22 protein-coding genes are annotated in these 25,694 nt (G+C 37.5%); 11 read left to right on the top strand and 11 right to left on the bottom strand.

Annotation, left to right across the window (positions count from 1 at the left end):
• Positions 1 to 357 precede the first annotated feature (357 nt).
• The 4 genes from K6G87_RS20075 (at position 358) to K6G87_RS11745 (ending at position 3,016) form a co-directional block, all read left to right on the top strand.
• Positions 358 to 861, top strand: a complete 504-nt coding sequence (locus K6G87_RS20075; RefSeq protein WP_442863371.1) for a DUF6462 family protein — start codon at positions 358 to 360, stop codon at positions 859 to 861.
• Positions 862 to 1,213: 352 nt separating this feature from the next.
• Entirely contained in the window at positions 1,214 to 1,747 is a 534-nt protein-coding gene (locus K6G87_RS11755) for a hypothetical protein (protein WP_296837436.1), read from the top strand.
• 2 nt (positions 1,748 to 1,749) lie between these two features.
• On the top strand, positions 1,750 to 1,944 hold the full coding sequence (locus tag K6G87_RS11750) for a helix-turn-helix transcriptional regulator (RefSeq protein WP_296837433.1): 195 nt from the start codon (positions 1,750 to 1,752) through the stop codon (positions 1,942 to 1,944).
• Positions 1,945 to 2,089: 145 nt separating this feature from the next.
• On the top strand, positions 2,090 to 3,016 hold the full coding sequence (locus K6G87_RS11745; RefSeq protein WP_296837428.1) for an AEC family transporter: 927 nt from the start codon (positions 2,090 to 2,092) through the stop codon (positions 3,014 to 3,016).
• Between the two features lie 195 nt (positions 3,017 to 3,211).
• Here K6G87_RS11745 and K6G87_RS11740 read toward each other — a convergent pair whose 3' ends face one another.
• Together K6G87_RS11740 and K6G87_RS11735 are read right to left on the bottom strand one after the other, a co-directional pair.
• The gene (locus tag K6G87_RS11740) at positions 3,212 to 3,658 is read right to left on the bottom strand and encodes an Hsp20/alpha crystallin family protein (protein ID WP_296837425.1); all 447 of its coding nucleotides are present in this window, start codon (positions 3,656 to 3,658) and stop codon (positions 3,212 to 3,214) included.
• A 92-nt stretch (positions 3,659 to 3,750) separates the two neighbouring features.
• On the bottom strand, positions 3,751 to 4,191 hold the full coding sequence (locus K6G87_RS11735) for an Hsp20/alpha crystallin family protein (protein WP_296837422.1): 441 nt from the start codon (positions 4,189 to 4,191) through the stop codon (positions 3,751 to 3,753).
• A 239-nt stretch (positions 4,192 to 4,430) separates the two neighbouring features.
• Between K6G87_RS11735 and K6G87_RS11730 the strand changes: the two genes are divergently transcribed.
• Complete coding sequence (locus K6G87_RS11730; protein ID WP_296837419.1) at positions 4,431 to 5,093, top strand: YoaK family protein; 663 nt, start codon at positions 4,431 to 4,433, stop codon at positions 5,091 to 5,093.
• A gap of 77 nt (positions 5,094 to 5,170) precedes the next feature.
• The gene (locus tag K6G87_RS11725) at positions 5,171 to 6,334 is read left to right on the top strand and encodes a class I SAM-dependent methyltransferase (RefSeq protein WP_296837416.1); all 1,164 of its coding nucleotides are present in this window, start codon (positions 5,171 to 5,173) and stop codon (positions 6,332 to 6,334) included.
• On the opposite strand, the gene K6G87_RS11720 is transcribed toward K6G87_RS11725, so the two are convergent.
• Positions 6,300 to 7,727, bottom strand: a complete 1,428-nt coding sequence (locus K6G87_RS11720) for an alanine/glycine:cation symporter family protein (RefSeq protein ID WP_296837413.1) — start codon at positions 7,725 to 7,727, stop codon at positions 6,300 to 6,302. The genes K6G87_RS11725 and K6G87_RS11720 overlap by 35 nt on opposite strands.
• A 23-nt stretch (positions 7,728 to 7,750) precedes the next feature.
• The gene (gene mmuM, locus K6G87_RS11715) at positions 7,751 to 8,725 is read right to left on the bottom strand and encodes a homocysteine S-methyltransferase (protein WP_296837410.1); all 975 of its coding nucleotides are present in this window, start codon (positions 8,723 to 8,725) and stop codon (positions 7,751 to 7,753) included.
• 282 nt (positions 8,726 to 9,007) lie between these two features.
• Between mmuM and K6G87_RS11710 the strand changes: the two genes are divergently transcribed.
• Positions 9,008 to 9,313 (top strand): hypothetical protein, encoded by a 306-nt coding sequence (locus K6G87_RS11710; protein WP_296837406.1) that lies wholly within the window; start codon positions 9,008 to 9,010, stop codon positions 9,311 to 9,313.
• A gap of 122 nt (positions 9,314 to 9,435) precedes the next feature.
• Here K6G87_RS11710 and K6G87_RS11705 read toward each other — a convergent pair whose 3' ends face one another.
• Positions 9,436 to 10,584, bottom strand: coding sequence for a hypothetical protein (locus tag K6G87_RS11705; protein ID WP_296837403.1), 1,149 nt, complete (start codon positions 10,582 to 10,584; stop codon positions 9,436 to 9,438).
• 181 nt (positions 10,585 to 10,765) lie between these two features.
• Between K6G87_RS11705 and K6G87_RS11700 the strand changes: the two genes are divergently transcribed.
• Positions 10,766 to 12,466: a methyl-accepting chemotaxis protein gene (locus K6G87_RS11700; RefSeq protein WP_296837400.1), complete on the top strand. Its 1,701-nt coding sequence runs from the start codon at positions 10,766 to 10,768 to the stop codon at positions 12,464 to 12,466.
• A gap of 170 nt (positions 12,467 to 12,636) precedes the next feature.
• On the opposite strand, the gene K6G87_RS11695 is transcribed toward K6G87_RS11700, so the two are convergent.
• Together K6G87_RS11695 and K6G87_RS11690 are read right to left on the bottom strand one after the other, a co-directional pair.
• Positions 12,637 to 13,872: an LL-diaminopimelate aminotransferase gene (locus K6G87_RS11695; protein WP_296837398.1), complete on the bottom strand. Its 1,236-nt coding sequence runs from the start codon at positions 13,870 to 13,872 to the stop codon at positions 12,637 to 12,639.
• A gap of 91 nt (positions 13,873 to 13,963) precedes the next feature.
• Positions 13,964 to 15,571, bottom strand: coding sequence for a CTP synthase (locus K6G87_RS11690; RefSeq protein ID WP_296837395.1), 1,608 nt, complete (start codon positions 15,569 to 15,571; stop codon positions 13,964 to 13,966).
• Between the two features lie 398 nt (positions 15,572 to 15,969).
• Between K6G87_RS11690 and K6G87_RS11685 the strand changes: the two genes are divergently transcribed.
• Positions 15,970 to 16,542, top strand: a complete 573-nt coding sequence (locus tag K6G87_RS11685) for an ECF transporter S component (RefSeq protein ID WP_296837393.1) — start codon at positions 15,970 to 15,972, stop codon at positions 16,540 to 16,542.
• A 109-nt stretch (positions 16,543 to 16,651) separates the two neighbouring features.
• On the opposite strand, the gene K6G87_RS11680 is transcribed toward K6G87_RS11685, so the two are convergent.
• Positions 16,652 to 18,715 (bottom strand): methyl-accepting chemotaxis protein, encoded by a 2,064-nt coding sequence (locus K6G87_RS11680; protein WP_296837391.1) that lies wholly within the window; start codon positions 18,713 to 18,715, stop codon positions 16,652 to 16,654.
• 15 nt (positions 18,716 to 18,730) lie between these two features.
• Positions 18,731 to 20,563, bottom strand: a complete 1,833-nt coding sequence (locus tag K6G87_RS11675) for a peptide ABC transporter substrate-binding protein (protein ID WP_296837388.1) — start codon at positions 20,561 to 20,563, stop codon at positions 18,731 to 18,733.
• Between the two features lie 183 nt (positions 20,564 to 20,746).
• Here K6G87_RS11675 and K6G87_RS11670 point away from each other — a divergent pair, with 183 nt between their 5' ends.
• The gene (locus K6G87_RS11670) at positions 20,747 to 21,364 is read left to right on the top strand and encodes an LNS2 domain-containing protein (protein WP_296837386.1); all 618 of its coding nucleotides are present in this window, start codon (positions 20,747 to 20,749) and stop codon (positions 21,362 to 21,364) included.
• On the opposite strand, the gene K6G87_RS11665 is transcribed toward K6G87_RS11670, so the two are convergent.
• Complete coding sequence (locus K6G87_RS11665; protein WP_296837384.1) at positions 21,321 to 23,045, bottom strand: alpha-glucosidase; 1,725 nt, start codon at positions 23,043 to 23,045, stop codon at positions 21,321 to 21,323. The two genes, K6G87_RS11670 and K6G87_RS11665, sit on opposite strands and share 44 nt — an antisense overlap.
• A 46-nt stretch (positions 23,046 to 23,091) precedes the next feature.
• On the bottom strand, positions 23,092 to 24,729 hold the full coding sequence (locus K6G87_RS11660; protein ID WP_296837380.1) for a glycosyltransferase: 1,638 nt from the start codon (positions 24,727 to 24,729) through the stop codon (positions 23,092 to 23,094).
• 177 nt (positions 24,730 to 24,906) lie between these two features.
• Here K6G87_RS11660 and K6G87_RS11655 point away from each other — a divergent pair, with 177 nt between their 5' ends.
• Entirely contained in the window at positions 24,907 to 25,506 is a 600-nt protein-coding gene (locus K6G87_RS11655; protein ID WP_296837378.1) for an LURP-one-related/scramblase family protein, read from the top strand.
• Positions 25,507 to 25,694: the final 188 nt, after the last annotated feature.

The raw sequence follows: 25,694 nt of genomic DNA, 5'->3' as shown, positions 1-25,694 counted from the left end.
CCGATGAAGTTTGATTTGCATGATGAATGGGGATATGAGATATCCGAGTCATATAAAAAGATCTTTGGAACAAAGTGCCAAAGATGTGGAATGAAGCCAATATGTAACGGATGCAGTAATTGCGGAAAGTGCGGATAAACTAATCAGCATTAATATGAATGCTATAGCAGGGGCGTATAGACCATATGGTTTATGCGTCTTTTTCGTTTGCCTAAAAGTACAACGTCATTGTACTTTTCTCCCCATAAGTCCAATCTTTGGCAAACGATTAAAAAAGCGTGACAACCTATAATAAGCCTTGTCAACGAGATACAGAAGCAAACCGGTTATGCTTCAGAAATTCTATAGGAGGTACACATGGAATCTGAGGCAATTAGCATTGACGAATACTTAGACAGTGATGTAGGGCAGAGATTTGATTTTCTATATGAAAATTACGCAGTCTTAAAAGCCATCATCAAAGATTACAGAGAAGACATCATCACTGATGTGATTGAGATGAAGTCCTACAACAGAAGAGCAGATGTAGAGGAAACAGCATTATACGCAAAGAAGTTTGTTCGTTATGACGAGGGTGCAAAGAAGTACAGTATGGGGCTTTCAAAGTTCCAGACTTTAGCAAGTGAAGCCAAGGCAACTTATAAAGTAGACAAGCTTATATATGCGAATGATCTGACAGAGCTCCGCGAAAAGGAGCAAAAGCTTCAGAGAGATCAGCTAGATGGTTTAGATCTGTATGCACAGGGTAAGGCAATGTTTTATACTCATATTAGTAAGAAAGGACTCAAATTATCTACGAAATTAAATATGGTGTTATCTGATTGGCTTGGGATGGTTAAGATTATTCATCTGAGTTTGTAACTGCCAGACGTAGACAATATAAAAGGTATTCCAATTTAATATTTTAGAATCAAAATAAAGACCAGTATCATGAAAATGATATTGGTCTTTTATTATGCAAACTGTTATTTATAGCTGATGCTTGGCGGCACCAATAATGGTAGAAACAACAAATAAGAGCAGAAATCATTATGGAAAATATAAATATGAAAATGTAAAATATAGTTGACATTTTTCATATTAGAACATATATTAAAATCATAAAAGCAAATGATCATTGTTTTATAAAAGGTTACATTTAGGAGAATGTAATCGAACTGCTACGCATAATAAATGGTAATCATCAAAGGGATATCTTAGGAGGTATAAGGTTATGATGGAAAGATTTTTGTATTTGGCGGTTTACTTAGTGATTTTTGGTATTATTATTTTTCTCAAAAAGAAATTAAAATCATCAGAACACTATGATGAAATGCAGCTTCAGATAAGAGCAGATGCATATAAATATGCTTATGGAACAACAGTTGTACTGCTTTCTGGACTTATACTGATGGTTGTGATCGATTCGGCAGCTGTTCCCTCTTACATATTGAGCGGGGTACTCCTTATTATATTGCTCGCAGGAGTTTTAGTATTTGGAGTATACTGCATCAGACATGATTCGTTTTTCTTTATAGGTCAGGATTGGAAACGCTATTTTACTTTATGTATTGTAGTTGATGCGATTAACCTGTTTACCCTTGTTCGAAATGCTATCAAGCTATTTACTCAAAATAATGAAACGTTGATGTTACAGGGTCTTATCGCAAATATCATTGTCGAGGCAGGTATTGTTACATTCTTCACTGTAATATGTGTAATGATCCTGAGTAAGATGATCTCAAATAAAAAAGATGCAGAGGTGTGATCATGAAAAACTTAAAATTAAAATCTGCCAGAGCTGCAAAGGATTTGTCACAGGATGATCTTGCCAAATTATGTAATGTTTCAAGACAGACGATAAGTGCTATAGAAAAGGGTGACTATAATCCTACTATTAAGCTTTGCATTACAATTTGTAAAGCATTGGATAAAACTTTGGATGAGTTATTTTGGGATGAATAGTATTACCTATATGACAATAAGATTCCCACTTGTTAGACTGTGTACAATCAATTAGAATAATATATTAATGAAAAACACAGTATAGTACGTTTTCTTGAATGAAGCATTCAGGAATATGTAGCTAAGTTATATGTGGGAGGAGTGCATGAGTTCAGCAGTTGTTATGCAGCAGATGGGAGTAATTGTCATCCTTGTTGCAATAGGTTTTTATTTATACAAGAAAAAAGTTATAGATGATAAAGTATCACAAAGATTGTCAGTTCTTGTAATGGATATATGTAATCCGGCACTTGTTATGGCATCTATTATTTCAGGAAATATCTCTGTAAGTCATGCAGAGCTTATAGAAGCAATGCTTCTTGGATTTATATTCTATGCTGCACTTATGCTTCTTGCGCCATTATTCCCACTTCTTTTAAAAGTAAATAAGGACAAGAGAAGATTCTATAATCTTATGATCGTATATACCAATGTAGGCTTTATCGGAATTCCTGTTGCCAAGGCTATTCTTCCGGAAAAGGCCATTATCTACGTTATAATCTGCAATATTTTCTACTGTTTACTCTTTTACACTCATGGAATACTGGTTATCAGTAATGGTAAAGAAAAACTAGACCTTAAAAAGGTATTAAGCCCTGGTACTGTCATGGCCATACTTAGTCTTGTTGTATGCTGGTTTAACTATACTCCCCCTGCTATTATCAGTAGCAGCCTTGTTCATATCGGGAATGCGACAGTCTTTCTGTCAATGACTCTTCTTGGTGTATCCATAGCAAGATCCGGTATTGGTAAGAGTATTAAGAATGTAAGAATATGGGCTTATATTCTTATCAGAATGATCGCACTTCCAATAATTATCTTTATTCTGTTAAGAACAATCAACCGCGATGACGTGACAATCCTCACATTCTGCCTCATGGCAGCAATGCCTATTGGTAATCTTCCTCTTATTCAGTCAGAGAAGATGGGAGAGGATACAGAGATTCTTTCAGGAGCAATTACAGTAACTACAGTCGTATCCATAATCTCAATAACTGTTTTAATGATAGGATTTACTGCAGCACTTGGCTGAAAAGTTATATTTAATTCCTAAAAACTAAATGAACATGTTCATTTAATATACTTCTTAAAACATATAGCCCATACTCTTTGTCGAGTACGGGCTATATGTTTGACTTTTAAGATTAGATAACTCTATTAACTACCAATGAAAATCTAATCATAAGAGAGAAGACTTAGCAATTTAACTTTGATTACTTAACTTTAATTACTTTACTTCGATTCTCTTTACGTCATCGTTTTTCTGCTCTATTTCCTTCTTAGGAAGAATGACTGTAAGAACACCATTTTCATAAGCAGCATTTATATCTTCAGGTTTTACTTCATCACCTACTGTAAAGCTTCTATGATAGGACATTTCTCTACGCTCTCTACGGACATATTTGCCCTTGTCGTCTTTTTCATCATTATTTTCCTTGTGAGAAGCACTTATAGTAAGTACACCGCCTTTAAGATCGATGCCGATATCTTCTTTGTTAAAGCCCGGAAGATCAGCCTTTAGTTTATAATCATGGTCTTCTTCGATAACATCAGTCTTCATGGTATCAAACTGCATCAGATCATTTCCAAAGAATCTGTCTGTTGCGTGATCCCAAATATCAAAAGGATCCATAACTTCATCAAAATCATTACTCCATAACATAGGCATTAACATAAAAAACACTTCCTTTCTATATTAGCAGTTATGAACTGTTGTAATTAATCCTGAGCTATATAAATGGCTCATATATGCATACGCTTAATATCTTAAGCGATTGCAATCTTTTTGGTTTCAGGTTCTACAGGCTGTTTCTTAGGAATAGTAACAGTGAGTACACCATTTTCATATGCTGCAGAAATGTCGTCTGCTGTAACATTCTCTACTCTGAAGGATCTTTCAAAAGAGCTCTTTACTCTTTCTCTTCTGATATATTTAGGTTCAGCTTCCTTATTATCTGCATCCTTATGACTTGCAGTAATTGTAAGGATGTCCTCCTTAAGTGAGATACCAATGTCGCTCTTATCAAATCCCGGAAGATCTGTAATAAGCTTGTATGCATTATCCTCTTCGATAACATCTGTTCTCATATTGCTGGTGGATTCAAGTCCTGTTCCCCAGAAATTATTGAACATATCATCCATAAGATCAAATGCATCGTTGTAATATCTGTTACCACAATTTTGATTTCTTCTACCTGTTCTTAACATAATAGTCATCTCCTTTTTGTTTTTAATATCTATTTACTGTTGAAATGTAACTTTCATTTCCTTGTGACTATGTTATAGCACAGATAGAACAGCAATCCAATTAAATAGAAATTATATAATTCTAAACAATTTATGTTCTATTTGTTATAGAACAGTTTATAATTAGCTTTCATCCGCACAGTTATGCTATTTACAAGCGTGATACAATTATTAGTAGCAGCTTAGAAATGGAGACTATCATGAAAATTCAAAAACAGATGTCAGAATCAATGATGCTTGCAGTAGTACTTGCCATAGCAGGCGGATTTATGGATACTTATTCTTATATATGCAGAGGCGGAGTATTTGCTAATGCTGAAACAGGCAATATAGTCCTTATGGCTATAAACCTTTCAAACAACCATATATCAAAAGCCTTGCAATACCTTATACCCATAACTGCCTTTGCGCTTGGCGTTGTAGTTTCTGAAATAATAAGACTTAAAAATAATGAACAGGGTATGTTTCATTGGAGGCAGATATCTCTTTTGATAGAAATAATTGCACTTGTTATCTCTGCATTTATGCCACAGAGCATGAATCTTATAGTCAATTCACTTATTTCTTTTACTTGTGGAACTCAGGTTGCCACATTTGCAAAGTTTAATGGATACGGCATGGCAACAACGATGTGTACAGGTAACCTCAGAAGCGGAACCCAGAGCATATGCCAGTACTTTATACATAAAGACAAAAACCAGCTTCAGAAAGCATTTTCTTATTATGGATGCATAGCCTTTTTTATCTTAGGAGCAGTTATTGGAAAATATACTTCCGATATATATAATGAAAAGGCAATATTAGTTGCATCTTCAATGCTTCTCATCGCATTTGTAATGATGTTTGTAAGTGGTAAAAAGTAATATACCCTGTATATATATAGTATGAAAAGCACATATACTGCATGAATAGAGCATATATACAGATTGAAAGGAATAAGATGAACGAATTAGAACAGTACCTAAAAATGATGATCGAGGCGGATGTAAAGAAGATAATAATAAGTAATCCTACTCACTCTGCCAATGAAAACAAGAAACTTGTAATAGAAAAGCTTAATAATAAAAAAGACACCTATCAGATATCTAAATATACCAAGACTCAGGTTTTCCACGAAAATCTTGGGCTAGATGCTATTGCCAAAAGGTGCTATGAGCTTACAGAAGGCCTTTTCAAGCAGGTTAATGGTATGTCGAATTCAGAGGAGCATATAATTCTAGTATCCAAAAAAGGTAAGGCTTCTTATAAGGTTAAAAAGAAGGCAAACGATCAGGTTGTCCTAAATCAAAAGGCTTCAAGTGGCAAGAAGAACTACATCCTTGAAGAAGGGATGAGGATTCCACCACTTGTAGATATGGGTGTATTTACTTCAGATGGAAGTGTTGTTAAGTCCAAGTATGATAAATACAAGCAGATCAACAGATTTATAGAAATTCTTGATGATGAGATATCAAATGGGAATATTACTAAGCTTAATGTAATAGATTTTGGATGTGGCAAGTCCTATCTAACCTTTGTTGTCTATTATTATCTGACCAAGATCAAAAATATTGAAGTCAACATGATAGGTCTTGATCTTAAAGAAAGTGTTATCAAAAACTGTAATGAGGCTGCCAAAAAGTATGGCTATGATAAGCTCCATTTTGAACTTGGTGATATCAACGGATATAAGACTCCATTTGATGTTGATATGGTCATAACTCTCCATGCCTGTGATACAGCAACTGATTATGCCTTATACAACGCAGTCATGTGGAATGCCAAAATGATCTTTTCAGTTCCATGCTGCCAGCATGAGCTTAATAAACAGATAAAGCCCAAGGATCTTGCAATATTATCAAGATATGGAATTATCAAAGAGAGATTTTCAGCTCTTGCAACAGATGCAATAAGAGCCAATATACTTGAATGTCAGGGATACAAGACTCAGATACTTGAGTTCGTAGATCTCGATCATACTCCCAAAAACCTTCTGATAAGAGCCATCAAAAGACCTGTTACTCCAAGAGCCAAGGTTGTATCAGCCATGAAGGAAATTGAGAGTATGATAGAAGAGTTTGGTTTTAAACCTACACTTTACGATCTTCTTTGCAATCAAAAGTGACAAAAGGCGGATTTTCGCCTTTTTCCTTTGCCGGAATATATCTCTTCCAGAAGTCATCAAAAAGACGGAATATCTCTTTGTGCTTGGCTATTATTATAAAGACAGTAATAAGTACATATACCGCTGACAATATATCTGTAAATGCCCAAAGCACATCAGCTTCAAGCCTGTATAGAACTACGCATGGGACCATGTAGTAGATCATATATACAGGCATCATTTTTTTATTGGTATTGGTATCTCCAAAAGCATAGTTCACAGATTTTTCGCACGTATAATACATACCAATGATCGTGGTCCAGGCAAAAACAGCAATTGCTATTGCTGTAAGCTTGCCACCTATATTACCGTAAGCCTTTGTAAATGCGATGGTTGTAAGAGCACCGGAAGTAGCATCACTAGTATAATAAGAACCTGTTATTATAATGGTAAATGCAGTAACGGCGCATATGATGAAGGTATCAAGGCATACTTCGCCCCATCCCCAAAGAGACTGTCTTACAGGATGGTCAGTTTTGGCAGAAGCATGGGCGATCATTCCATATCCAGTTCCCGCATCATTAGAATATATACCTCTTGCAACACCGTACTGAAGAGCATCTCTGACTGTTGCTCCGGCAAAGCCTCCTACAGCAGCAGTGGGAGAGAAGGCACTTTTAAATACAAGCGCTATAACATAAGGGATTTTATCTATATTAAGGATAATGACCCCAAGTCCCATGAGGATATATAAAACTGCCATGATAGGAACAGCTTTTGACATAACGCCCGATATTCTTTTAAGCCCTCCCCATATAGTTACAAGGCAGGTAATTCCAATGATTGAGACAGATACAAGACTGGGAATTCCGAAAGCCTCAAGCATAGAACTGGTTACAGCCTCTGTCTGAACTGAGCAGGTCCATGGTCCAAATACAAAGCAGAATACTGCGAGTATTACAGCTCCCTTTTTCCATCCAAATGCATTTTTAAGGACAAAAGATCTGTCGCAGACATACTCATTCATTGACTCTTTATAATGCTCTCTGTATCGCTGTCCTATAATGATCTCGCAAGCTTTTGTGGACATGCCAAAAAATGCTGATATCCACATCCATACGAGGGCTCCTGGACCTCCGCTTACTATAGCAGTTGCAACTCCGCTTATATTGCCGGTTCCAACTGTATTAGCAAGAGCAGTACAGGCAGCTCTAAAGCCTGAAATAGTTCCTTCTCCCTCACTGCCTGATCTTATCTTGGCAAAAGTATTCTTGAAGTTGAAGACTATTTTTCTCTGATAAGAAAATCTGAATCTTATTGTCAGAACAATACCAACAGTAAGGATCAGTACAGTCATCCATGATCCCCACATAAAATCATCAACTGAATATAAAAAGTCAGTAACCCTTTCCATTTAATATCCTCCCTATGATCAACTTACTTATGAATGGTTACAGGCTGGCCGTTTGCAAGAAATTCATCTCTTGCCTTAACTACTTTCTTAATATGATCTTCTACTGTAGTGCAGCAACCGCCAACTGCACTTGCTCCGGCTTTCATATATGAATATGCATATTCCCCAAAATCACGCATACCATCAGAAGCTTTCCAGGTCTTAGTGACAGGATCATATTCTTCTCCGCTGTTAGGATATACAGCAATTGGAAGATCTGTACCCTTTTTAAGCTCTTCTATTAAAGCTGTCACATACTCAGGCTTTACACAATTAACACCAAGCATGCGAAGATGAGGATGATCCTTAGATAGGACCTTAGCACATTCGCTCAACAGTTCTCCCTTGCAGGTATGTTTCTTATCAGCACATGAAAATGTTATTGCATAATCACATCCAAGATCTTCAGCAATTTCAGCTTCAATAAGTGCTTCTTCTAAAGATGGCTGCGTTTCTATCATCAGTATATCAGCACCTGCGCTTACTAAGATTTCCATCCTGCGGCGATGAAAATCATATAGATTACTACGACTTGTATCATAATAACCTGTATATTCAGAACCATCAGCCAGATATGCTCCAAAAGGGCCTACACTTGCAAGACAGACTGGAAAGAGTCGCCCTGACTTCTTGCCTTCTTCCTCCCACCATTCATCCCTTGCTTCAAGGAAAATAGTCACAGATCTTGCTATAAGATCTTCTGCTTCTTTTTGTGTAAACCCGTTTTTAATAAGGCCGGGAATTGATGCCTGATAAGAACAGGTTATTCCGCAGTCAGCACCTGCCTTAAAATAATTAATATGAACCTGTTTGACAAGCTCAGGATGCTCTGCAAGAATTTTAGCAGTCCACAACTCATTATTAAGATCAGCACCAAGTTTTTCCAGTGCTGTAGACATAGATCCATCAATTACCATGATCTTATTTTGATCTAAAATTTTATTTAAGGAATTATTCACGATTTATCCTCCCTTTATCAATGATTGTATTATAGCATGGTCTATTATAATGGCCTAGCCTGAAAAACAATCACCTTTAGATGAATGGAAGTTCACAGTTTATCTTTAAAAATAGTATAATTTTTATGATATAATTATTTATGATATGTAGTAAGACCAATTTAGCTTTAAAGAATTGAAATCTGATCTTCTTATTTTGTCAAAAGCATATTTTGGCATCCATATCAAAATATTAAAAATATTATTCATATATCACATGAATAATAGGAATAGGAGATGCTTATGAGTAAAAACAAGGAACAGGAAGAAGAAAAGAAAAAAGCTCGTAGAAATAGAAAAAGACTATGTATTGGAATCATTTGTTCTCTTGTTATTGGCTTTGCAATTGGCCTTAACTGGGACAAGATAGAGCCAAAGGTTAAAGAGTGTTCATCAAAAGCAGTAAGCAAAGGCAAAGAAATACTTGAAGAAAAGAAGATAGCAACTAAAGTTGACGATCTTAAAGACTATGCAGATAAGCTCCTTACCCTTTCCGGTAAATATGCAGACAAAGCTAAAGATATAGCAAAACAGATAAAGGACATGTAATACATGTCCTTTATCTGTTTTAATTTATGATATTTGGAAAGAAGTGACGAAATCATAAATTTTTAATGTAAATTACGAATACACTCATTAACTGTGTGTTTCATGATATGATAAATCATAGATTAGGTATAGTCTGCGATCGTGATCGTAGTATTAAATTCTTCTTCGCCAATAAGTCCAAGATGGTACTTGATAACCTTGGCAAGTGCATCTGTATAGATTCTTCGCCCTTTAAGATTCAAGGTCTGTCCGTCAGATTCAAGATATTCAGTATATGTATGACCATTAAGATCAAAAAGAGTACCACTTATAGCAGGCATCTTTAAAGTGTTATAGCACTGCTCAGCTGCAAGGACTGTCTTATCTGCGTATACAGCAAGAGTCTGAAGCCCCTTTGTAACTGAAAATGCATCACCTATATCAGCTCCGTTTTCATCATAGAATCTGCAATAATAAGGGCTACAAACTATATACTGGGCATTAGGTGATACTTCCTGTAATGTCTCGATACCAGTAATTATAGCTCCATAAAGACTGTGCTCATCTTTGGGATTGTTCTCATTTATTGATTCTATTCCGTTGTAATAATCATAAAAACCATATCCTATCACATAATAGTCTACAGTAGAAACATCAATCTTAGAGCAGGTAGAGCTTACCTCATCACTAACCTTATCCCCTAAAGCTGAAATCTTAATATCACCTGTAAGTACATGTGCCATAGCGGTAAAGTTAGGCTCCTCATAGTCAGACAGGTTAGTTGATGTCTGAGAACGAGGTATTGCACCTGTTGTTCCTTCTATTGCAAGATTATAGATATTGGTATAATCAAATCTGTTAGTCAGAAGTTCCGGAATCGTATTTCCTTCACTTTCTCCTGTAAGAAACTGCTCATCTCCAAGAAAAACAACATTAAGATAGCCGTCCTTAATTGGCTCATTATTACTGATTGGGTCTCTGTAAATAGTAGTAGCTGTTGTTGAAGCATTTGATGTAGTGCTTTCATCTTCAGCAGAAGAATCTGAAGTTTCATCAGCTCCTGCATCTGCAGAAGCACTTTCTGATGAATCAGCATTTGATGCTCCACTTGCATCTGAAGTATTTGTATCTGAATTACCTGTATCTGAGCTATCAGATCCCGAAACATTATCAGCAGGAGTTACAGTACCTTGTATAGACTCATCATCAACATTTGGTGAAGTGCAGGCAACAAGAGATGTTACGGATAGTGAAATAATTAATGCTTTTAATATATTTATATTTCTTTTCATATACAACCTTTCTGATTGTAGAAAACTTAAGAATGGTCCAATGTTTTCATGCAATAATGATGATAATAGTTTCAACACTTATATAATTCTACCACATTTTCACATATAAATTTAAGATTGTCCCCAAATATGCCGATATATTATTGTAAAGTTCAATATTGTAAATGTAGGAGGTATCTGCATGAAGAAAAGAAAAATAAATATTCACTCAATATATGCAAAGATCATAATGCTGATCGTTGTATGCGTATTACTGTTTTTCCTGTTAAATATTGTATATATTATACCTAAAGCAAAGAGTGCTGTTCAGAATGTAACAGAAAACAACATGCGGGACATTGCTACACTTTCTTCTGAAATTGTTGATAAGCTTGTCGAAGATTACGGCGAGGAAAATACAGACTATTCAGTTCTCAAAGAAAGTCTTGATGGAAAAGGACTAAACGGCATTGATTCAAGTTATGTATATGTTGTTGATGGTGAAGGTACCTTCTTATATCACAAGAAAGAAGATAAGATAGGAACAACTGTCTTTAATGATAATGTTGCATCTATTCTTGAAGCTATTCCTACCGGTAACTATGAAGAAAATGGTATATTCCATTATGTTGATGAAAATGGCACAACCAAGTATGGCGCTTACCAGGTAGTGTCTTCTACTAAATGGGTTACAGTTATTGTTGCCAACGAAGATGACATAATGGCAGAGATCAATTCTGTAAGAAATGCAGGTATAATCCTTTCTTCATTACTTGGAATCATACTTCTCGGATTCAGTATTATAGCTGCAGCTGGAATCACAAGACCAATAAGACGTCTTACCGGAATTATCAAGCAGGTTGGTGATCTTGACTTCTCAATGAGTACTGATCTTGATAAGCTTGAGAAAAACAAAGATGAAACCGGCATTATGGCAGTAGCAATAGGCGAAATGGAGCAGAACCTCCGCGATCTTGTAGGCAGGATAAGCAATACCTCCGACCATCTTGCCGAGCATGCAGAAACCCTTTCAGATATTACCTTTAAGATTGATTCTGCTAACGCAGATAATTCTGCAACTTCCCAGGAACTTGCAGCTTCTATGGAAGAAACATCAGCTTCTACTGACCTTATCAGTGATAATACAAGTAATATTAAAATTAAAGCTGATACCATTGCAGATTCTGCCCTTAACTCTGCTGATATGGCCAAAGAAATTAGTGAGAAAGCGGCAGGCATCCGTCAGGATACACTTGAAGCTTCTCAAAAGACTGCCAAGATTTATGAAGAGATTGATGCTCAGGGCAAAGAAGCTCTCGAGAAATCTAAAGCTGTTGAAAAAGTTAACACCCTTGCAGGTGCCATTCAGAGTATCGCAAGCCAGACCAATCTCCTTGCACTTAATGCTTCTATAGAAGCTGCCCGTGCAGGTGATGCCGGTAAAGGATTTGCAGTAGTTGCTACAGAAATAGGATCTCTTGCGACCCAGTCTTCAGAGACAGTAAAAGACATCATGGAAATAGTTGCAGAAGTACAAAATGCTGTAAATGAAATGAGTACATGTCTCCAGAGAACACTCGATTATGTAAGTACAGATGTAACAGCAGATTATGAAAAATTCCTTGATATGAGTAAACAATATCAGGATGATGCCAAGGGATTTTCTGATGCTCTTGGTGCTATATATGAGCAGATTGGAGAACTTCAGGAGTCTACAAACGAGATCAGTACCTCTATTTCTGATATATCCAAGACTGTTGGAGAGGCTGCTCAGGCTGTTACAACGGTAGCAGAGAAGACTACAGATGTAGCACAGCTGTCTGAAGGCGTTGTATCTGTAGTTGCAGAGACCAAGGAAAATTCTAACGAACTTAAGGAAATCCGTAATTCATTTACTATCTAATAAAATAATGAACTGCTTAGTAATAGAATTACCAAGGATTCCTGCATAACCTCCTAAATGAAACCTTTATTTAAGCTTTACAAAGTGAACATGTTCATTTAGATCTTATTTAAAATCCTCCAAGGCATATGCTTTGGAGGATTTTGGTTCAATTCCAGAATTACCGATACTTAAATATTTTTGATTCTCTCTATAGCTTTTACGCTATTCTCGTAGCTTCCGAATGCTGTAAGTCTGAAATAGTGCTCACCGCTTGGACCAAAACCTGAACCAGGAGTTCCTACAACGTTAGCCTTTTCCAAAAGCATATCAAAGAATTCCCAGCTGGTCATATTATTAGGTGTTCTGAGCCATACATAAGGAGAATTCTCGCCTCCGTATACGGTAAAGCCAGCTTCCTTAAGACCATTCTTGATATACTTGGCATTCTTCATATAAGTAGCAACCTGCTCCTTGATCTGAGCCTTACCTTCTTCTGAATAGCAGGCAAGTCCTGCACGCTGTACGATATATGGGGCTCCGTTATATTTAGTTCCGTGTCTTCTTGCCCAGAGGCTGTGAAGCTCAACATTTTCCTTGCCGATAGCAGTCTTTGCAACAACGATATCGTGAGGAATTATTGTAGCGCCAAGACGAAGTCCTGTGAATCCTGCATTTTTGGAAAAAGATCTAAGCTCTATAGCGCAGGTTCTTGCACCCTTGCATTCATAAATACTGTGAGGTATAGAAGGATCTGTGATATATGCTTCGTATGCAGCATCATAGATGATAATAGCGCCAACCTTATTGGCATAATCAACCCATTTCTGAAGCTCGTCTCTTGTTATAACTTCACCTGTTGGATTGTTAGGGAAGCACAGATATATAAGATCCGGAGTCTGTGAAGGGATCTGAGGTACAAATCCGTTTTCAGCTGTGCAAGGCATATATATTACATTGCTCCACATGCTTGTCTTCTCATCATAATCTCCACATCTTCCTGCCATTACATTAGAATCAACATATACAGGATATACAGGATCACATACAGCAAGTTTACATTCCTGTCCGAAAATCTCCTGAATATTGGCAGAATCAGACTTTGCACCATCTGAAATGAAGATTTCATCATCGGCTATCTCACAGCCGTTATTTCTATAATCATTTTCGGCCATAGCATGACGAAGGAAGTCATATCCAAGATCAGGCGCATATCCCTTGAAGGTATCAGCGCTTGCCATCTCATCAACGGCTTTGTGAAGCTCATCTATAACAGCCTTGCATAAAGGCTGAGTTACATCTCCGATACCAAGACGGATAATGTCTGCATCAGGATGTGATTTCTGATAAGCTGCTACTTTTTGTGCGATTCCTGAAAACAGATAGCTTCCCGGAAGTTTTAAATAGTTTTCATTGAGTGTGTACATATGGCCTCCTGTATATATTATTTTAATTCAAAATATAGTATTACTATATGTTAGTCCTATGTATTTATATATGCCTGATCACATTAAAGGTTTATTTGGCTTCATGCTTAAGAGCTGCTTCTACAAGACCGGCAAAAAGAGGATGTGGTCTGTTAGGTCTTGACTTGAGTTCCGGATGAGCCTGAGTAGCAATGAAGAAATCGCAGGAAGGATTTTCAATCATTTCAACGATTCTGTTATCAGGTGATGTTCCGCATATAGATAATCCGGCATTAGTAAATGCCTCTCTAAATGCATTATTAACTTCATATCTGTGACGATGACGCTCTGTGATATCGCAGGTACCATAAAGTCTGTTAGCAAGAGAATCTTTCTTCAAAGTACAAGGATATGAACCAAGGCGAAGAGTACCGCCAAGCTCATCATCTTCATCATGATCCGGCAAAAATGCGATAACAGGATGCTGGGTACTTGGGTTGAACTCTATTGAGTCTGCATCATGAATACCTGCAACATTTCTCGCAAATTCAACAATAGAAAGCTGCATACCAAGACACAGTCCAAGGAAAGGAATATTATTCTCTCTTGCAAACTTGATCGCACTTATCATTCCATCGATACCTCTGTCTCCAAAGCCACCCGGAACAAGGATTCCATCAACATCTGACAGTGCATCAGAAACATTTTCATCTGTAATAGTCTCTGAATCAACCCATTTAATGCAAACCTCTGTCTTATTGGATATACCGCCATGTTTAAGGGCTTCAACTACGCTGATATAAGCATCATGGAGCTGTGTATATTTACCAACAAGAGCTATATTAACTGTATGATTTAATGAATAAAGAGTATTGACCATCTCTTTCCAGTCAGTAAGATCCGGTTCAGGACAATCAAGGCCAAGGCACTTGCATGCTACATGGGCAAGACGCTCTTTTTCCATAGCAAGAGGAGCTTCGTAGAGGTACTTAAGGTCCAGATTCTTGAGTACATGATCTGAAGGGATATTACAAAAAAGTGCAATCTTGTCCTTGAGCTCATCTTCAAAGTCAACTTCTGATCTTGCTACTATAACATCTGGCTGAAGGCCCATTCCCTGCATAGTTTTAACTGCAGCCTGTGTTGGCTTGGTCTTAAGCTCCTGTGAGCATCTTAAATATGGAAGAAGTGATACCAGAATAAGCATTGAATTCTGTGGTCCTACTTCGTGCTGGAACTGACGGATAGCTTCAAGAAATGGCTGAGACTCGATATCACCAACTGTTCCGCCCACTTCGATAATGGCAATATGTGTTTCGTCATCTGTGTTGTTACGATAGAAGCGGCTCTTGATCTCGTTGGTCACATGAGGGATTACCTGAACAGTGTGACCTCCAAAGTCTCCGCGACGCTCCTTCTGAAGGATAGACCAGTAAACCTTACCACTTGTTACGTTAGAATTCTTGTCGAGACTCTCATCGATGAAACGCTCATAATGTCCAAGGTCAAGGTCTGTCTCCGTACCGTCATCGGTTACAAATACTTCGCCGTGCTGGATAGGGTTCATGGTACCTGGGTCGATGTTTAAGTATGGGTCAAATTTCTGCATTGTCACCTTATAGCCTCTGGCTTTTAAGAGTCGTCCCAGAGATGCTGCCGTTATCCCTTTTCCGAGTCCTGAAACTACGCCGCCTGTTACAAATACATATTTTGTCGCCATATAAGTCTCCTTCTTCTAAAAACAAAAAAGAACCGCCATAAAGGGTGAGAGGTATCCCCTAAAAGATACCTGACGCCTTTGCCAGTCCTTCGTATATAAAATAAAATCTATTAATTTGACAGTTAATTATCTGACCATATTTATAATTTGTCAAGGGGATAATTACAAAGGCGCGAAAGATGTAATTACAGATGATGGAATATTATGTATAATTGACATAAGGATTCAAAAGTCATTTCAATTCGTTCTTACTCAAAATCGAATTTGAATTAAGACTTACATGGTTATCATTCATACTATTAATCTAATGGGAGAAAGAGTAGTATCTAATACTCGGCAGCATGTGACGCGAGCTCCAGATGCTGTATCCAATATTCACTCGCGATAAGAGGGCTGGAATGAAAATTACAACAAGACAAATAGCAATCACAGGTATTCTGCTCGCAATATGTATTGTGAGTCAGTTCTTCAAAAATCTCAGCGTATTTATAACAGGTCCTATCATTAACGCATGTCTCATAATTGCTGTTCTTACAGCAGGCCTTTCATGCGGAATAATACTTAGCATCATAACGCCTGTAACAGCCTTTATCATTACAGGAAGTCCTGTTATGGCAGCTGTACCTGCAATGATTCCAATGGTCATGCTTGGTAATGCGGTGCTGGTCATATGTGTATGGCTTTTCTATAATAAGTTTCTAAATAATATAAATAAGAACATAAGACTATGCATAGGCATGATAGGTGGAAGTATCATAAAAGCTGTAGTAATGGGACTTACAATCTCTTTATGGCTCCTTCCATCATTTCTTCCACAGCCAATAAAGGAGAAGATGCTTCCTGTCCTTCAGGCACAGTTTTCTACAGTTCAGCTTATAACAGCTCTGATTGGAAGCGTTCTTGCATTTGCAGTATGGATTCCTCTTAAGAAATATCTGAATGCTTCAGATAAGATATATAAAGTTATATAAAAGATATAGATAGTGAACTACCCATAAGCTAAATGTAATTGTTTTCTTGCTAGATCGTTATAAGTTATATTTATAGGATCCCGCACCCTAAAGAGTGCGGGATTTTTGATCATTTAATCTTAAACTTGCCAACAACGCTGGATAGCTTTCTTGAAATTTCCTGCTGGTTTTCAGACATATCTGATACATTACCTACAACATCTGATACAGTGTTAACAGTATCTGTGATACTTGAGCTTCTTGATGCCGTATCCTGCGTAGATTCGGTTATATTCTGAATAGCAGTACTAACTTCACTCATAGCACTACGTATAGTATTGACCATCTCTGCAATAGAGTTTGACTGCTGACCAAAGGAGTCAGCATCGCTTCCATATTCTCTTGCCACATTAACAAAGCTGTCATAGTCATTCTTTACAGTATCATTAAGGAAAGCCAACAGCTCATTAGAAGCATTAAGCAGGTTTTGGAAAGCTGCCTGAACATTATCGACTGTTCCCTGTATCTGGCCTACTGCCTCAGCTGTTTCACCTGCAAGCTTATTGATCTCAGAAGCAACAACTGCAAAGCCTTTGCCGTGTTCACCTGCTCTGGCAGCTTCTATTGAAGCATTCAAAGACAAAAGATTGATCTGATCTGCAATTTCTGCTATAGAATCAGCAAGTGAGCCGATTTCCTCAACTACTGCAGCCTGAGAGTTAGCCTCTTCAACATCATTTCGTCTTTGCGAAGCGATAAGAGCAGCATTCTCACTGGCTTTTTGAGACTTTTCTTCTATATCAAAGGCTTTACGCTTAATACTATCTGCATGTTCTTTATTTTCATCTGCCTGCCCGGAAAGCATTTGTACAGAAGCATTTACTTCTTCTATAGAAGCATTAACTTCCTCTGTCGCAGCTGAAGCATTCATCATTGCATCGTTAACGGCTGACATATTGTTTCTTATTGCCTCGAAGTCGTTATTGAGCTGCTCTGCCATATCGCCAAGGCTTGAAGATGCTTTTCCAATCTTGGATGATTCTTCAGAAACCTGCGTTATAACAGATTTATTACTTTCATACATGTTATTAAGAGACAACGACATCTGCCCAAGTTCATCAGAGCTTCTTGTCTTAATCTTATCTATTGTAAAATCACCATTTGCAAGATCTCCTGCGAATTTCTTGACACCGTTAACACTTCTTACTATAGAAAGAGCAAGACCGAAAATAATAGCAACACATACAATAACAGCAACAACGCATATCATGATAAGGAATGTTCTTATAGAGGTTACGCTTTCCATCATTTCTTTTTCCTGAAGAGTTACTGCAAGTTTCCAGCCAACATCAGGTACAGTGCCATAGAATAGAATATATTCTTCTCCATTCTGGGTAAAAGATGAAACGCCGCTTTCTTTAGCAAGTATTTCTGAACCTATAGCAGCAAGAGAGGAATTACTGTCACTTGTTATAGGAGTAGAATTTGAAACTTTTTCAGCATCAGTGTCATATAGATATACACCTTTGGAATCCAGCAGTATAGGAGCTGAATTCACACCAAGTGAAATATCAGATATAAGAGCCTGAATAGAATCAAGATATATATCAACAGTAATACAGCCTGAAAAGTAACCGGCAACATCATATATAGGAGCTGAACATGTCGCCATTACCTTGCCACTTGAAGAATCATAATACGGGTCTGTTATGTTGGATTGGCCTTCAGAAAGAGTAGAAGCAACAATATAATAATCCTGTGAGAAGTAGTCATACTCTGCATTTGAGTATTCATCAGTATAAGTAATGGTAGAGCCATCCCTGTACCAGTAAGGTCCGGCATAGCTATTGTGCTCATATACACCCTGCTTAAACCATATACCTGCACCAGAAATAGTATCATTTGATAAAATGGCCTTTTTAAAAATAGCCTGATATACATCAAGATCTGTGGAGCTATATGTTCCACCAACAGTATTAGCAAGTGTTGTTGCTGTTGCTCTAAGAGTCATAAGGGTTGAATTAATATCGCTGATATTGTTCTGAATAGATTCTGATGCCTTGTCGTTTGTCAACTCTTCAATAATATCAGATGATCTTCCTACGCTTACAGCCGTTACAAGAATAAGAGCAAGTGCAACGGCAGGAATTATACCAACAAGCATCTTGGTCAGCAAATTCATCTTTTTAAACATATAAAAACCCCCTCCTTATTCTTCTACATACGGCTCTCTGCCGAACTGAGGATCGTTGTTTCCTGAATCTGTGATAAACATCTCAAGCATATTTATAGGATCATTAAAATCTGCAAGCCATCCTTCTCTTGCAACATCATAATTACCATCTTTGCGGTCCTGAAGGAAGGTATTCCAGTCTTCCTTAACAACAGTAACTTCTATACCGACTTGTGCCAGATCATTCTTAATTGCTTCTGCAACAAGAATGTGCGTTTGACTATCATTGGTCAGAAATTCAAAAGCTATCGGAGTTTCTGGAGAAAGCTTACCATCAGAGCCAAAAGTATAGCCTGCCTCTTCAAGAAGCGCTTTGGCTTCATCAACTGAAGCATCTGTCTTTTCTGCAGGATAGTACCCCGTTGATGATGAATCAGGGAAAGAATACTGATCATCACTTGTTTTAAATACGCCGCCGTTACCATCAAGCATACCTTCAGGTATAAATGATGTTGCTATGACCTGACCGGTCTGACCTATGTTTTCAACAATATAAGACCTGTCTACAAGAAGGCCTATAGCCCTTCTCATTGCAGCTGCCTGTTCAGATGTCTTGCCATCAAAAAGGTGACTGTTAACATTAAAAGCAAAATAATAGGTACCAAGGTTAGGCGCTATATGAAATTCAGGATCACCGGAGGATAGATAACCTGCTATTTTATCAGTAGGAACTGAATCAGCGAAGTCGATCTCACCGTTAACATACGCACTATATATAACATTCTCATCTGAAGAAAGGAGGAATACCAGCTGATCTATAGCCACATTTTCTGCATCGTAGAAATATGGATTTTTTTCATAGATCATTTTGTTGCCAGGCTCCCAGGATTTAAGTGTAAAGGCTCCGCTTGCAACAAAACCTGTAGACTCAGCCCAGGCTCCCGGATTAACGCCGTCAGGATCAGCAGCATCTACACATGCCTGATTTACAGGGAAAAAGATAGGGAATGCCATAAGATCAAGAATATAAGCACAGGGAGATGTAAGAGTAAATGTAAGAGTCTTATCATCAACTGCCTTAGCTTTGATCTTGCCATCATCATAACCTGCAAAATTGCTGAACATATATGCATAGTCAGCATTTACTGAAGAACTTACAGCTCTGTTCCAGGAATATACAAAATCATTTGCCGTAAGCGAAGTTCCATCTGACCACTTCAGATTATCTTTTAAATGGAAAGTATAGGTAAGTCCATCTTCACTTACTTCATAAGGATTATTACTATCTGCAAGTGAAGGAATACACTCACCATCTGAATTGTAGGTATAAAGGCCTGCAAAAGTATTTGCTACAAGACAAGCTCCGTCTACAGAAGAGTTGAGTGCAGGATCAAGGTAGGTAGGATCAGATGAAAGGCTGACGCTTAAAGTATTATTAGCGCAGCCTGTGGCATACATAAAATACTTTGTACCAAATAAAGATGAATATATACCATCTATAGATTTTTTCTGAAGGTAAGTATCATTGTAATAATATATAGGTACAACAGCACCTGTAGACATAAGAATATCTTCTGCTCGGTGCATCATAGCTTCGCGCTCTGTATAATCCGTTGTATTTTTTATATTAAAAATAAGCTGGTTGTACTCAGTCCAGTCTGGTGCTGCACTATTATGAACAGAATTGGTCAAAGTTGATGGAAAAGAGTTATCAGTAGTATCCATTGTAGAAACATCCTGACTTGAAGCTGTGGCAGTTGCTTCAGTTTCTGCTGTAGTAGCAGTATCGGAAGCTTTGTTACTACATCCTGAAAGAAGACTTAGTGTCATAGCCATAGCTACAACACAGGATAGGAACTTTTGTCGCATTATAGTACCTCCTTAATTCTGATCCTGACAAGAAACATTTATTCATTTAAAAGAGCTAAACTTAGTGGTAAAATCAATATGCGAAAAGAGAGATAATATTTCACATATAGTTATATATCTGCTAATTAATCCCGCATCATTAGTGAGTTTATAAAAAATAAATAATTAAAGGAGTTTAAAATATTGAATATTTATATTGATTTTGATGATTGCTTATGTGAGACAGCAAGAGCCCTTTCAAATCTTGCCAAAGAGCTTTTTGGAAAAGAAGTTCCTTATGATAATATAGAATTTTTTGACCTTCAAAAGTCTTTTGGACTTACAAAAGAACAGTACGAAAAACTTATGATAGATGCTCATGTTCCGCAGACGCTTATGTCTTATGAAGAAACAGAAGGTGCCTGCAGCGTTGTAAATGAATGGCTTGATAAAGGGCATAATGTATCTATAATAACAGGCCGCCCGTCAAGCGCCTATGAACCATCCCGTATGTGGCTTGATGAGCACGATCTAAAGCGCGTAAACCTCTTTTGTCTTAATAAATACGGAAGAGACAGCTTTATAAAGAACAGCGAGTTCACGCTCGAACTTGAAGATTATTACAAAATGAAATTCGATGTAGCTATAGAAGATTCACCTGCTGCATTTAAGTTCTTTAATCACCTTCCGGACCTCAAGGTTAATGTATTTGACCGCCCCTGGAACAGAAATGCAGAATTTCCAAATGATAATTTTACCCGCTGCAAAGACTGGAATTTTATTCGCAGTCAGGTTGCTGAGCTTTCGGCGCATCTTTCCTAAAGACCCTGACTTCATAAGGTCTTAATTCTGAATAATAATCTATACTATTAGTATCGTTATAATTAGATATAAGTAGTTTGGCATCGTAAAGATCAAATCCCTTCGGGACTTTGATCTTTTCTTTGTTTTCAGAAAAAGAGATTATGATAAGATAACGCTCCTCTTTCCAGCGTCTACCATATACATAGAGCTTTTTACTAAAATGAAAATATTCACGATATCTGCCATATATAAGGCCTTCATTCTCTTTTCTTAAAGAAAGACATTTTCTGTAGAAATTTAGAATGCTATAAGGATCCTCGTCCTGCGTCTGTACATTAACTGTCTTATAATTATGATTTAAATAAAACCATGGCTTTACCGTGGAAAAGCCGGCATATTTGCCGCTGTTCCACTGCATTGGAGTCCTTGAAGAGTCGCGGCTTGAAACCTGGATCCTTTTAAGACGCTTTGCTACAGGCTCATTGGTATGGAAATTGTTATAGTTGTTGTGAGATGAAACATCTATATATTTATCGATAGAGCTAAGGCGTATATTAGTCATGCCTATTTCCTGGCCCTGATAGATAAAAGGTGTCCCTTGCTGAAACAAATAAGAGGCTGCAAGCGCAGTACCGCTTTCTCTCCAGTACTTTTTCTCATTACCATAGCGGCTTATTACACGCGGATGGTCATGATTCTCCATATAAAGAGCATTCCATCCCTTTCCAAGAAGCCTTGTCTGCCATTTACTAAAGGCTTTTTTGAGCTTTACAAGATCGAAATCCCTGTGAATATATTCTGTCAAAAAACAGTCAGCCATCATATGATCAAAATGGAACATCATATCAAGTGTTCTGTCTTTACCCGTTATGTATGAAAGAGCCGTCTCCACAGTAGTCATCGGTGCTTCACCTATCTGAAGAGCGCCGTATTCAAGACAGACATCCCTGAATTCCCTGAGATATTCCTGGATTCTTGGGCCATCCTTATAAAATGGCATACCATTTGCAACAGGAATAAAGGGGTAACCATCCGGAAGATCAGGATGCTTGGATATAAAGGTGATAACATCTTCTCTAAAACCATCAACACCCATAGAAAGCCAGAATCTCATGATCTTCTTGACTTCATTTCTTACAACAGGATTATCCATATTAAGATCAGGCTGCTTCCTGGCAAAAATGTGAAGATAGTACTGATCTCTTTCAGGGACGTAGTCCCAGGCTTTGCCTTCAAATAAGGAGTCCCAGTTATTGGGCGGAACTTTCTTTCCTTTTACGATCTTAGGATCCTTCCAAATATAATAATCACTATATTTATTGTCTTTACTTTTTTTGCTTTCAAGGAACCATTCATGCTCATCAGAGGTGTGATTGACTACAAGATCCATGAGGACTTTAAGTCCCTTTTTATGGGCAGCGTCCAAGACTTTCTTGAAGAGTTCAAGATCGCCATAATCGGGATGAATATTGTAATAATCGGATATGTCATAGCCGTAGTCGGCGTTGGGAGAGGGGTAGATTGGGGAAAACCAGATTCCGTCAACGCCCAGGGATTTAATATAATCAAGCTTGTCATAAACGCCTAAAAGATCCCCTATGCCATCACCATTGCCGTCTGCAAAGCTCCTGATCCATATCTGATAAAAAGACATACGTCTGAAATCCCGTATTATGTTCCCTCTTGCATTATCTGCCATGTTATCTCCTCGTATCCCTTACGAAATGTTTCATTTGAGAAATATATTAATCTTCTGATTTTGCCAGTTCTGATATGAACTTATCGTATGCTTTATAGAAGCTTTCAATCTTGTCGTTAAATTTATTAGCAGAGTTCGTGACTTTTTCGTTGAGCTTATTAGTAGAGGTATTAATTGTTTTGCCTATAACGTTTGAAGAGGTTTCAATTGTCTTTCCTATGACGTTAGAAGATGTCTCAATTGTCTTTCCTATTACATTAGAAGATGTCTCGATTGTCTTTTCTAGGACGTTTGAGGAGGCTTCAATAGTTTTACCTATCATATTGGTAGAGCTGTCTATTGCTTCGTTGATCATGTTAGCAGAAGTTATTGAGATATTCTTAACTCCGTTATACAAGCCGCTTGAGAGGTCCTTGATATCATTTTGTATATCAAAAGGAAAGTGCGTAAGAGAATCCGAGTATGGTTCAAAGAGTCCATAATAGTCTTCAAGTCTTGCGGTAAGTTTTCTGTGATCTTCAAGCTTTCCTGCAGCTTTAAGTTCAAGTACTTCGCCGTAGCGCTCGTAAGCCTGATGTACGCTATCATCCCAGGATATATATATTTCATCCATTGCATGCATGCCGACATCATGGACTGCGTCCATATCCTTACAGACTCTTAAGAGAAGATCGGCCATGGATCTGCCGTTTTCTTCTATGATATAGCCATTCCTTCCATCTGTAACGCCTTCAGCAGCGCAGGAATCCTTTATAAGTACGCTTGCAAGGCCACATGCTGCAGCTTCTCTTACTACAAGTCCGTTTGTATCATATACAGATGGGAAGAGAAAAAGGTCAGCTCTTGTATTCCAGGCTTTAAGCACTTCTCTGTCGTAGATAGGGCCTGTAAATATAACTTTGTTACCAAGTTTTTGCCCCCTTTGGCTCAGTTCCTCTGCATCAGGGCCACTTCCTACAAATACCATCCTGAAATCCATGCCTTCTTCATCCAGCATCTCGCAAGCATCAAGTATCATGGACAGGCCTTTATATTTAATGATCCTTCCAACGAAGATAAAAACAGGAACATCTTTTGGCAGATCATAATCTTTAGTTGCCTCTATAACTTCTGCATCAGATGCGCGGCCTTTGGCAAAATCCACGCCATTGTTCATAACATGATACTCCCCTGTATAGCCAAGCGATCTGAGATTTTCTCCTGCGCCCTTACTTACAACCCAGACATCATCACAGGCCTCTATATTAGATACAAGTACATTTATAGCCTCTTTCTGGATGATCTGAGCTTTTACGGCTCTTGCAATATCAACATCAAATTTGGTGTGATATGTAAATACTATAGGAGCTCCTGTTTCGCGGCGAAGAAGTCTTGCAAGAATAGTAGAAGATACAGGGCAGTGAGAGTGTATGATATCAGGATTAAACTCTTTAAGGTCCTGAAGTTCTCTAATAGCAAATGGATTACCTGCTCTATAACCTTTTATGATCTCTGTAGTATCAAAGCTTTGATAGGGTATTACCATATATGGATACTGATAATAGTTGGCATCCGGATATCTCGGAGTTGCAACAACAACCCTGTTACCTTCCATTTCATGAAGGATCCTGGCATAATTCATAACTACATTAGCTACGCCGTCTATAACTGGAGGAAAAGAATCATTTAACAGACTTATTTTCATATAATAATCTTCCTTTTTGTATCTTAATTACTTTTGGTAAAATGAATATAGTACAAACTTTATAGCTTAAATCCATTGCTATACCAGTAATATGTAATATATACTTATAATTGTATTTTGTACTTTTACAGAGCAAAAATCAAATCACCAGGAAAAAGTTTAAAAGAAGGGGAATTTATGGGAGTATTTTCTAAGGTTCATCGTTACCGCGATGCAGGTCAGGACGCTAACGTCAACAATGTTGAAAGATTTGGAAGACCTGCCAAGTCTTTATTTACCAGCACTAAAGTTTTCACTATCCATCATAAGATCGATATTACAGATGGTAATGAAAATGTTGTATATCATGCTTCATCCAAATTTTTATCACTGCATGATAAAACCAATATATATGACACTTCTGAGAGAATGGTTGCTCATATAGAGAGAAAAATATTCAGCCTTCATGAAAGACATTACATAACAATGGATGATGGGTTTACATTTGAATTTTCTAATGAGATATTTCATATCATCAAAGACATCACCAATATTGAAGGTCTTGGCTGGCAGTTAAAGGGCAATATTCTTGGTCTTAACTTTGAAATTTATGACAGAGACGGAAGCATTATAGCAGTTATCTCACAAAAGATGCTTTCATTACATGACAAATATTGCATCGATATCTACAAACCCCAATATGAGAAGATTTTAGTTGCTATTCTTATAACTCTTCAGCATATGATAAGAGACAGAAATAATGCAGTTTCGTCATCTTCATCATCTTCATCCAATTAAATGAGACAGGTTTGTCATAATCGAATGTTTACTAACCCCAAATAAAGCATATAAAATCCGAGGGCTACCAGCTTAAAGCCCCCGGATTTTATTGTCTATAAATAAACCCTCATATAAGCACAATTAGAAAGTTCAAATGTACGCCCATCATCCATTGTTATGTAACAAGTACCTTTAGTCTCTTTCAG

This window comes from Butyrivibrio sp. (assembly GCF_024699075.1).
This window is presented reverse-complemented; position numbering and strand designations above follow the sequence as displayed.

What these genes read in the sequence shown, in the direction of transcription:
- K6G87_RS11710 (WP_296837406.1), top strand. Translation starts at nt 9,008, where the DNA reads ATGAGTAAAAACAAGGAACAGGAAGAAGAAAAGAAAAAAGCTCGTAGA.
- K6G87_RS11700 (WP_296837400.1), top strand. Translation starts at nt 10,766, where the DNA reads ATGAAGAAAAGAAAAATAAATATTCACTCAATATATGCAAAGATCATA.
- K6G87_RS11720 (WP_296837413.1), bottom strand. Translation starts at nt 7,727, where the DNA reads ATGGAAAGGGTTACTGACTTTTTATATTCAGTTGATGATTTTATGTGG.
- K6G87_RS11705 (WP_296837403.1), bottom strand. Translation starts at nt 10,584, where the DNA reads ATGAAAAGAAATATAAATATATTAAAAGCATTAATTATTTCACTATCC.
- K6G87_RS11735 (WP_296837422.1), bottom strand. Translation starts at nt 4,191, where the DNA reads ATGTTAAGAACAGGTAGAAGAAATCAAAATTGTGGTAACAGATATTAC.
- K6G87_RS11680 (WP_296837391.1), bottom strand. Translation starts at nt 18,715, where the DNA reads ATGTTTAAAAAGATGAATTTGCTGACCAAGATGCTTGTTGGTATAATT.
- K6G87_RS11685 (WP_296837393.1), top strand. Translation starts at nt 15,970, where the DNA reads ATGAAAATTACAACAAGACAAATAGCAATCACAGGTATTCTGCTCGCA.
- K6G87_RS11755 (WP_296837436.1), top strand. Translation starts at nt 1,214, where the DNA reads ATGATGGAAAGATTTTTGTATTTGGCGGTTTACTTAGTGATTTTTGGT.
- K6G87_RS20075 (WP_442863371.1), top strand. Translation starts at nt 358, where the DNA reads ATGGAATCTGAGGCAATTAGCATTGACGAATACTTAGACAGTGATGTA.
- K6G87_RS11660 (WP_296837380.1), bottom strand. Translation starts at nt 24,729, where the DNA reads ATGAAAATAAGTCTGTTAAATGATTCTTTTCCTCCAGTTATAGACGGC.
- K6G87_RS11665 (WP_296837384.1), bottom strand. Translation starts at nt 23,045, where the DNA reads ATGGCAGATAATGCAAGAGGGAACATAATACGGGATTTCAGACGTATG.
- K6G87_RS11750 (WP_296837433.1), top strand. Translation starts at nt 1,750, where the DNA reads ATGAAAAACTTAAAATTAAAATCTGCCAGAGCTGCAAAGGATTTGTCA.
- K6G87_RS11730 (WP_296837419.1), top strand. Translation starts at nt 4,431, where the DNA reads ATGAAAATTCAAAAACAGATGTCAGAATCAATGATGCTTGCAGTAGTA.
- K6G87_RS11690 (WP_296837395.1), bottom strand. Translation starts at nt 15,571, where the DNA reads ATGGCGACAAAATATGTATTTGTAACAGGCGGCGTAGTTTCAGGACTC.
- K6G87_RS11740 (WP_296837425.1), bottom strand. Translation starts at nt 3,658, where the DNA reads ATGTTAATGCCTATGTTATGGAGTAATGATTTTGATGAAGTTATGGAT.
- K6G87_RS11725 (WP_296837416.1), top strand. Translation starts at nt 5,171, where the DNA reads ATGAACGAATTAGAACAGTACCTAAAAATGATGATCGAGGCGGATGTA.
- K6G87_RS11745 (WP_296837428.1), top strand. Translation starts at nt 2,090, where the DNA reads ATGAGTTCAGCAGTTGTTATGCAGCAGATGGGAGTAATTGTCATCCTT.
- K6G87_RS11655 (WP_296837378.1), top strand. Translation starts at nt 24,907, where the DNA reads ATGGGAGTATTTTCTAAGGTTCATCGTTACCGCGATGCAGGTCAGGAC.
- K6G87_RS11695 (WP_296837398.1), bottom strand. Translation starts at nt 13,872, where the DNA reads ATGTACACACTCAATGAAAACTATTTAAAACTTCCGGGAAGCTATCTG.
- K6G87_RS11675 (WP_296837388.1), bottom strand. Translation starts at nt 20,563, where the DNA reads ATGCGACAAAAGTTCCTATCCTGTGTTGTAGCTATGGCTATGACACTA.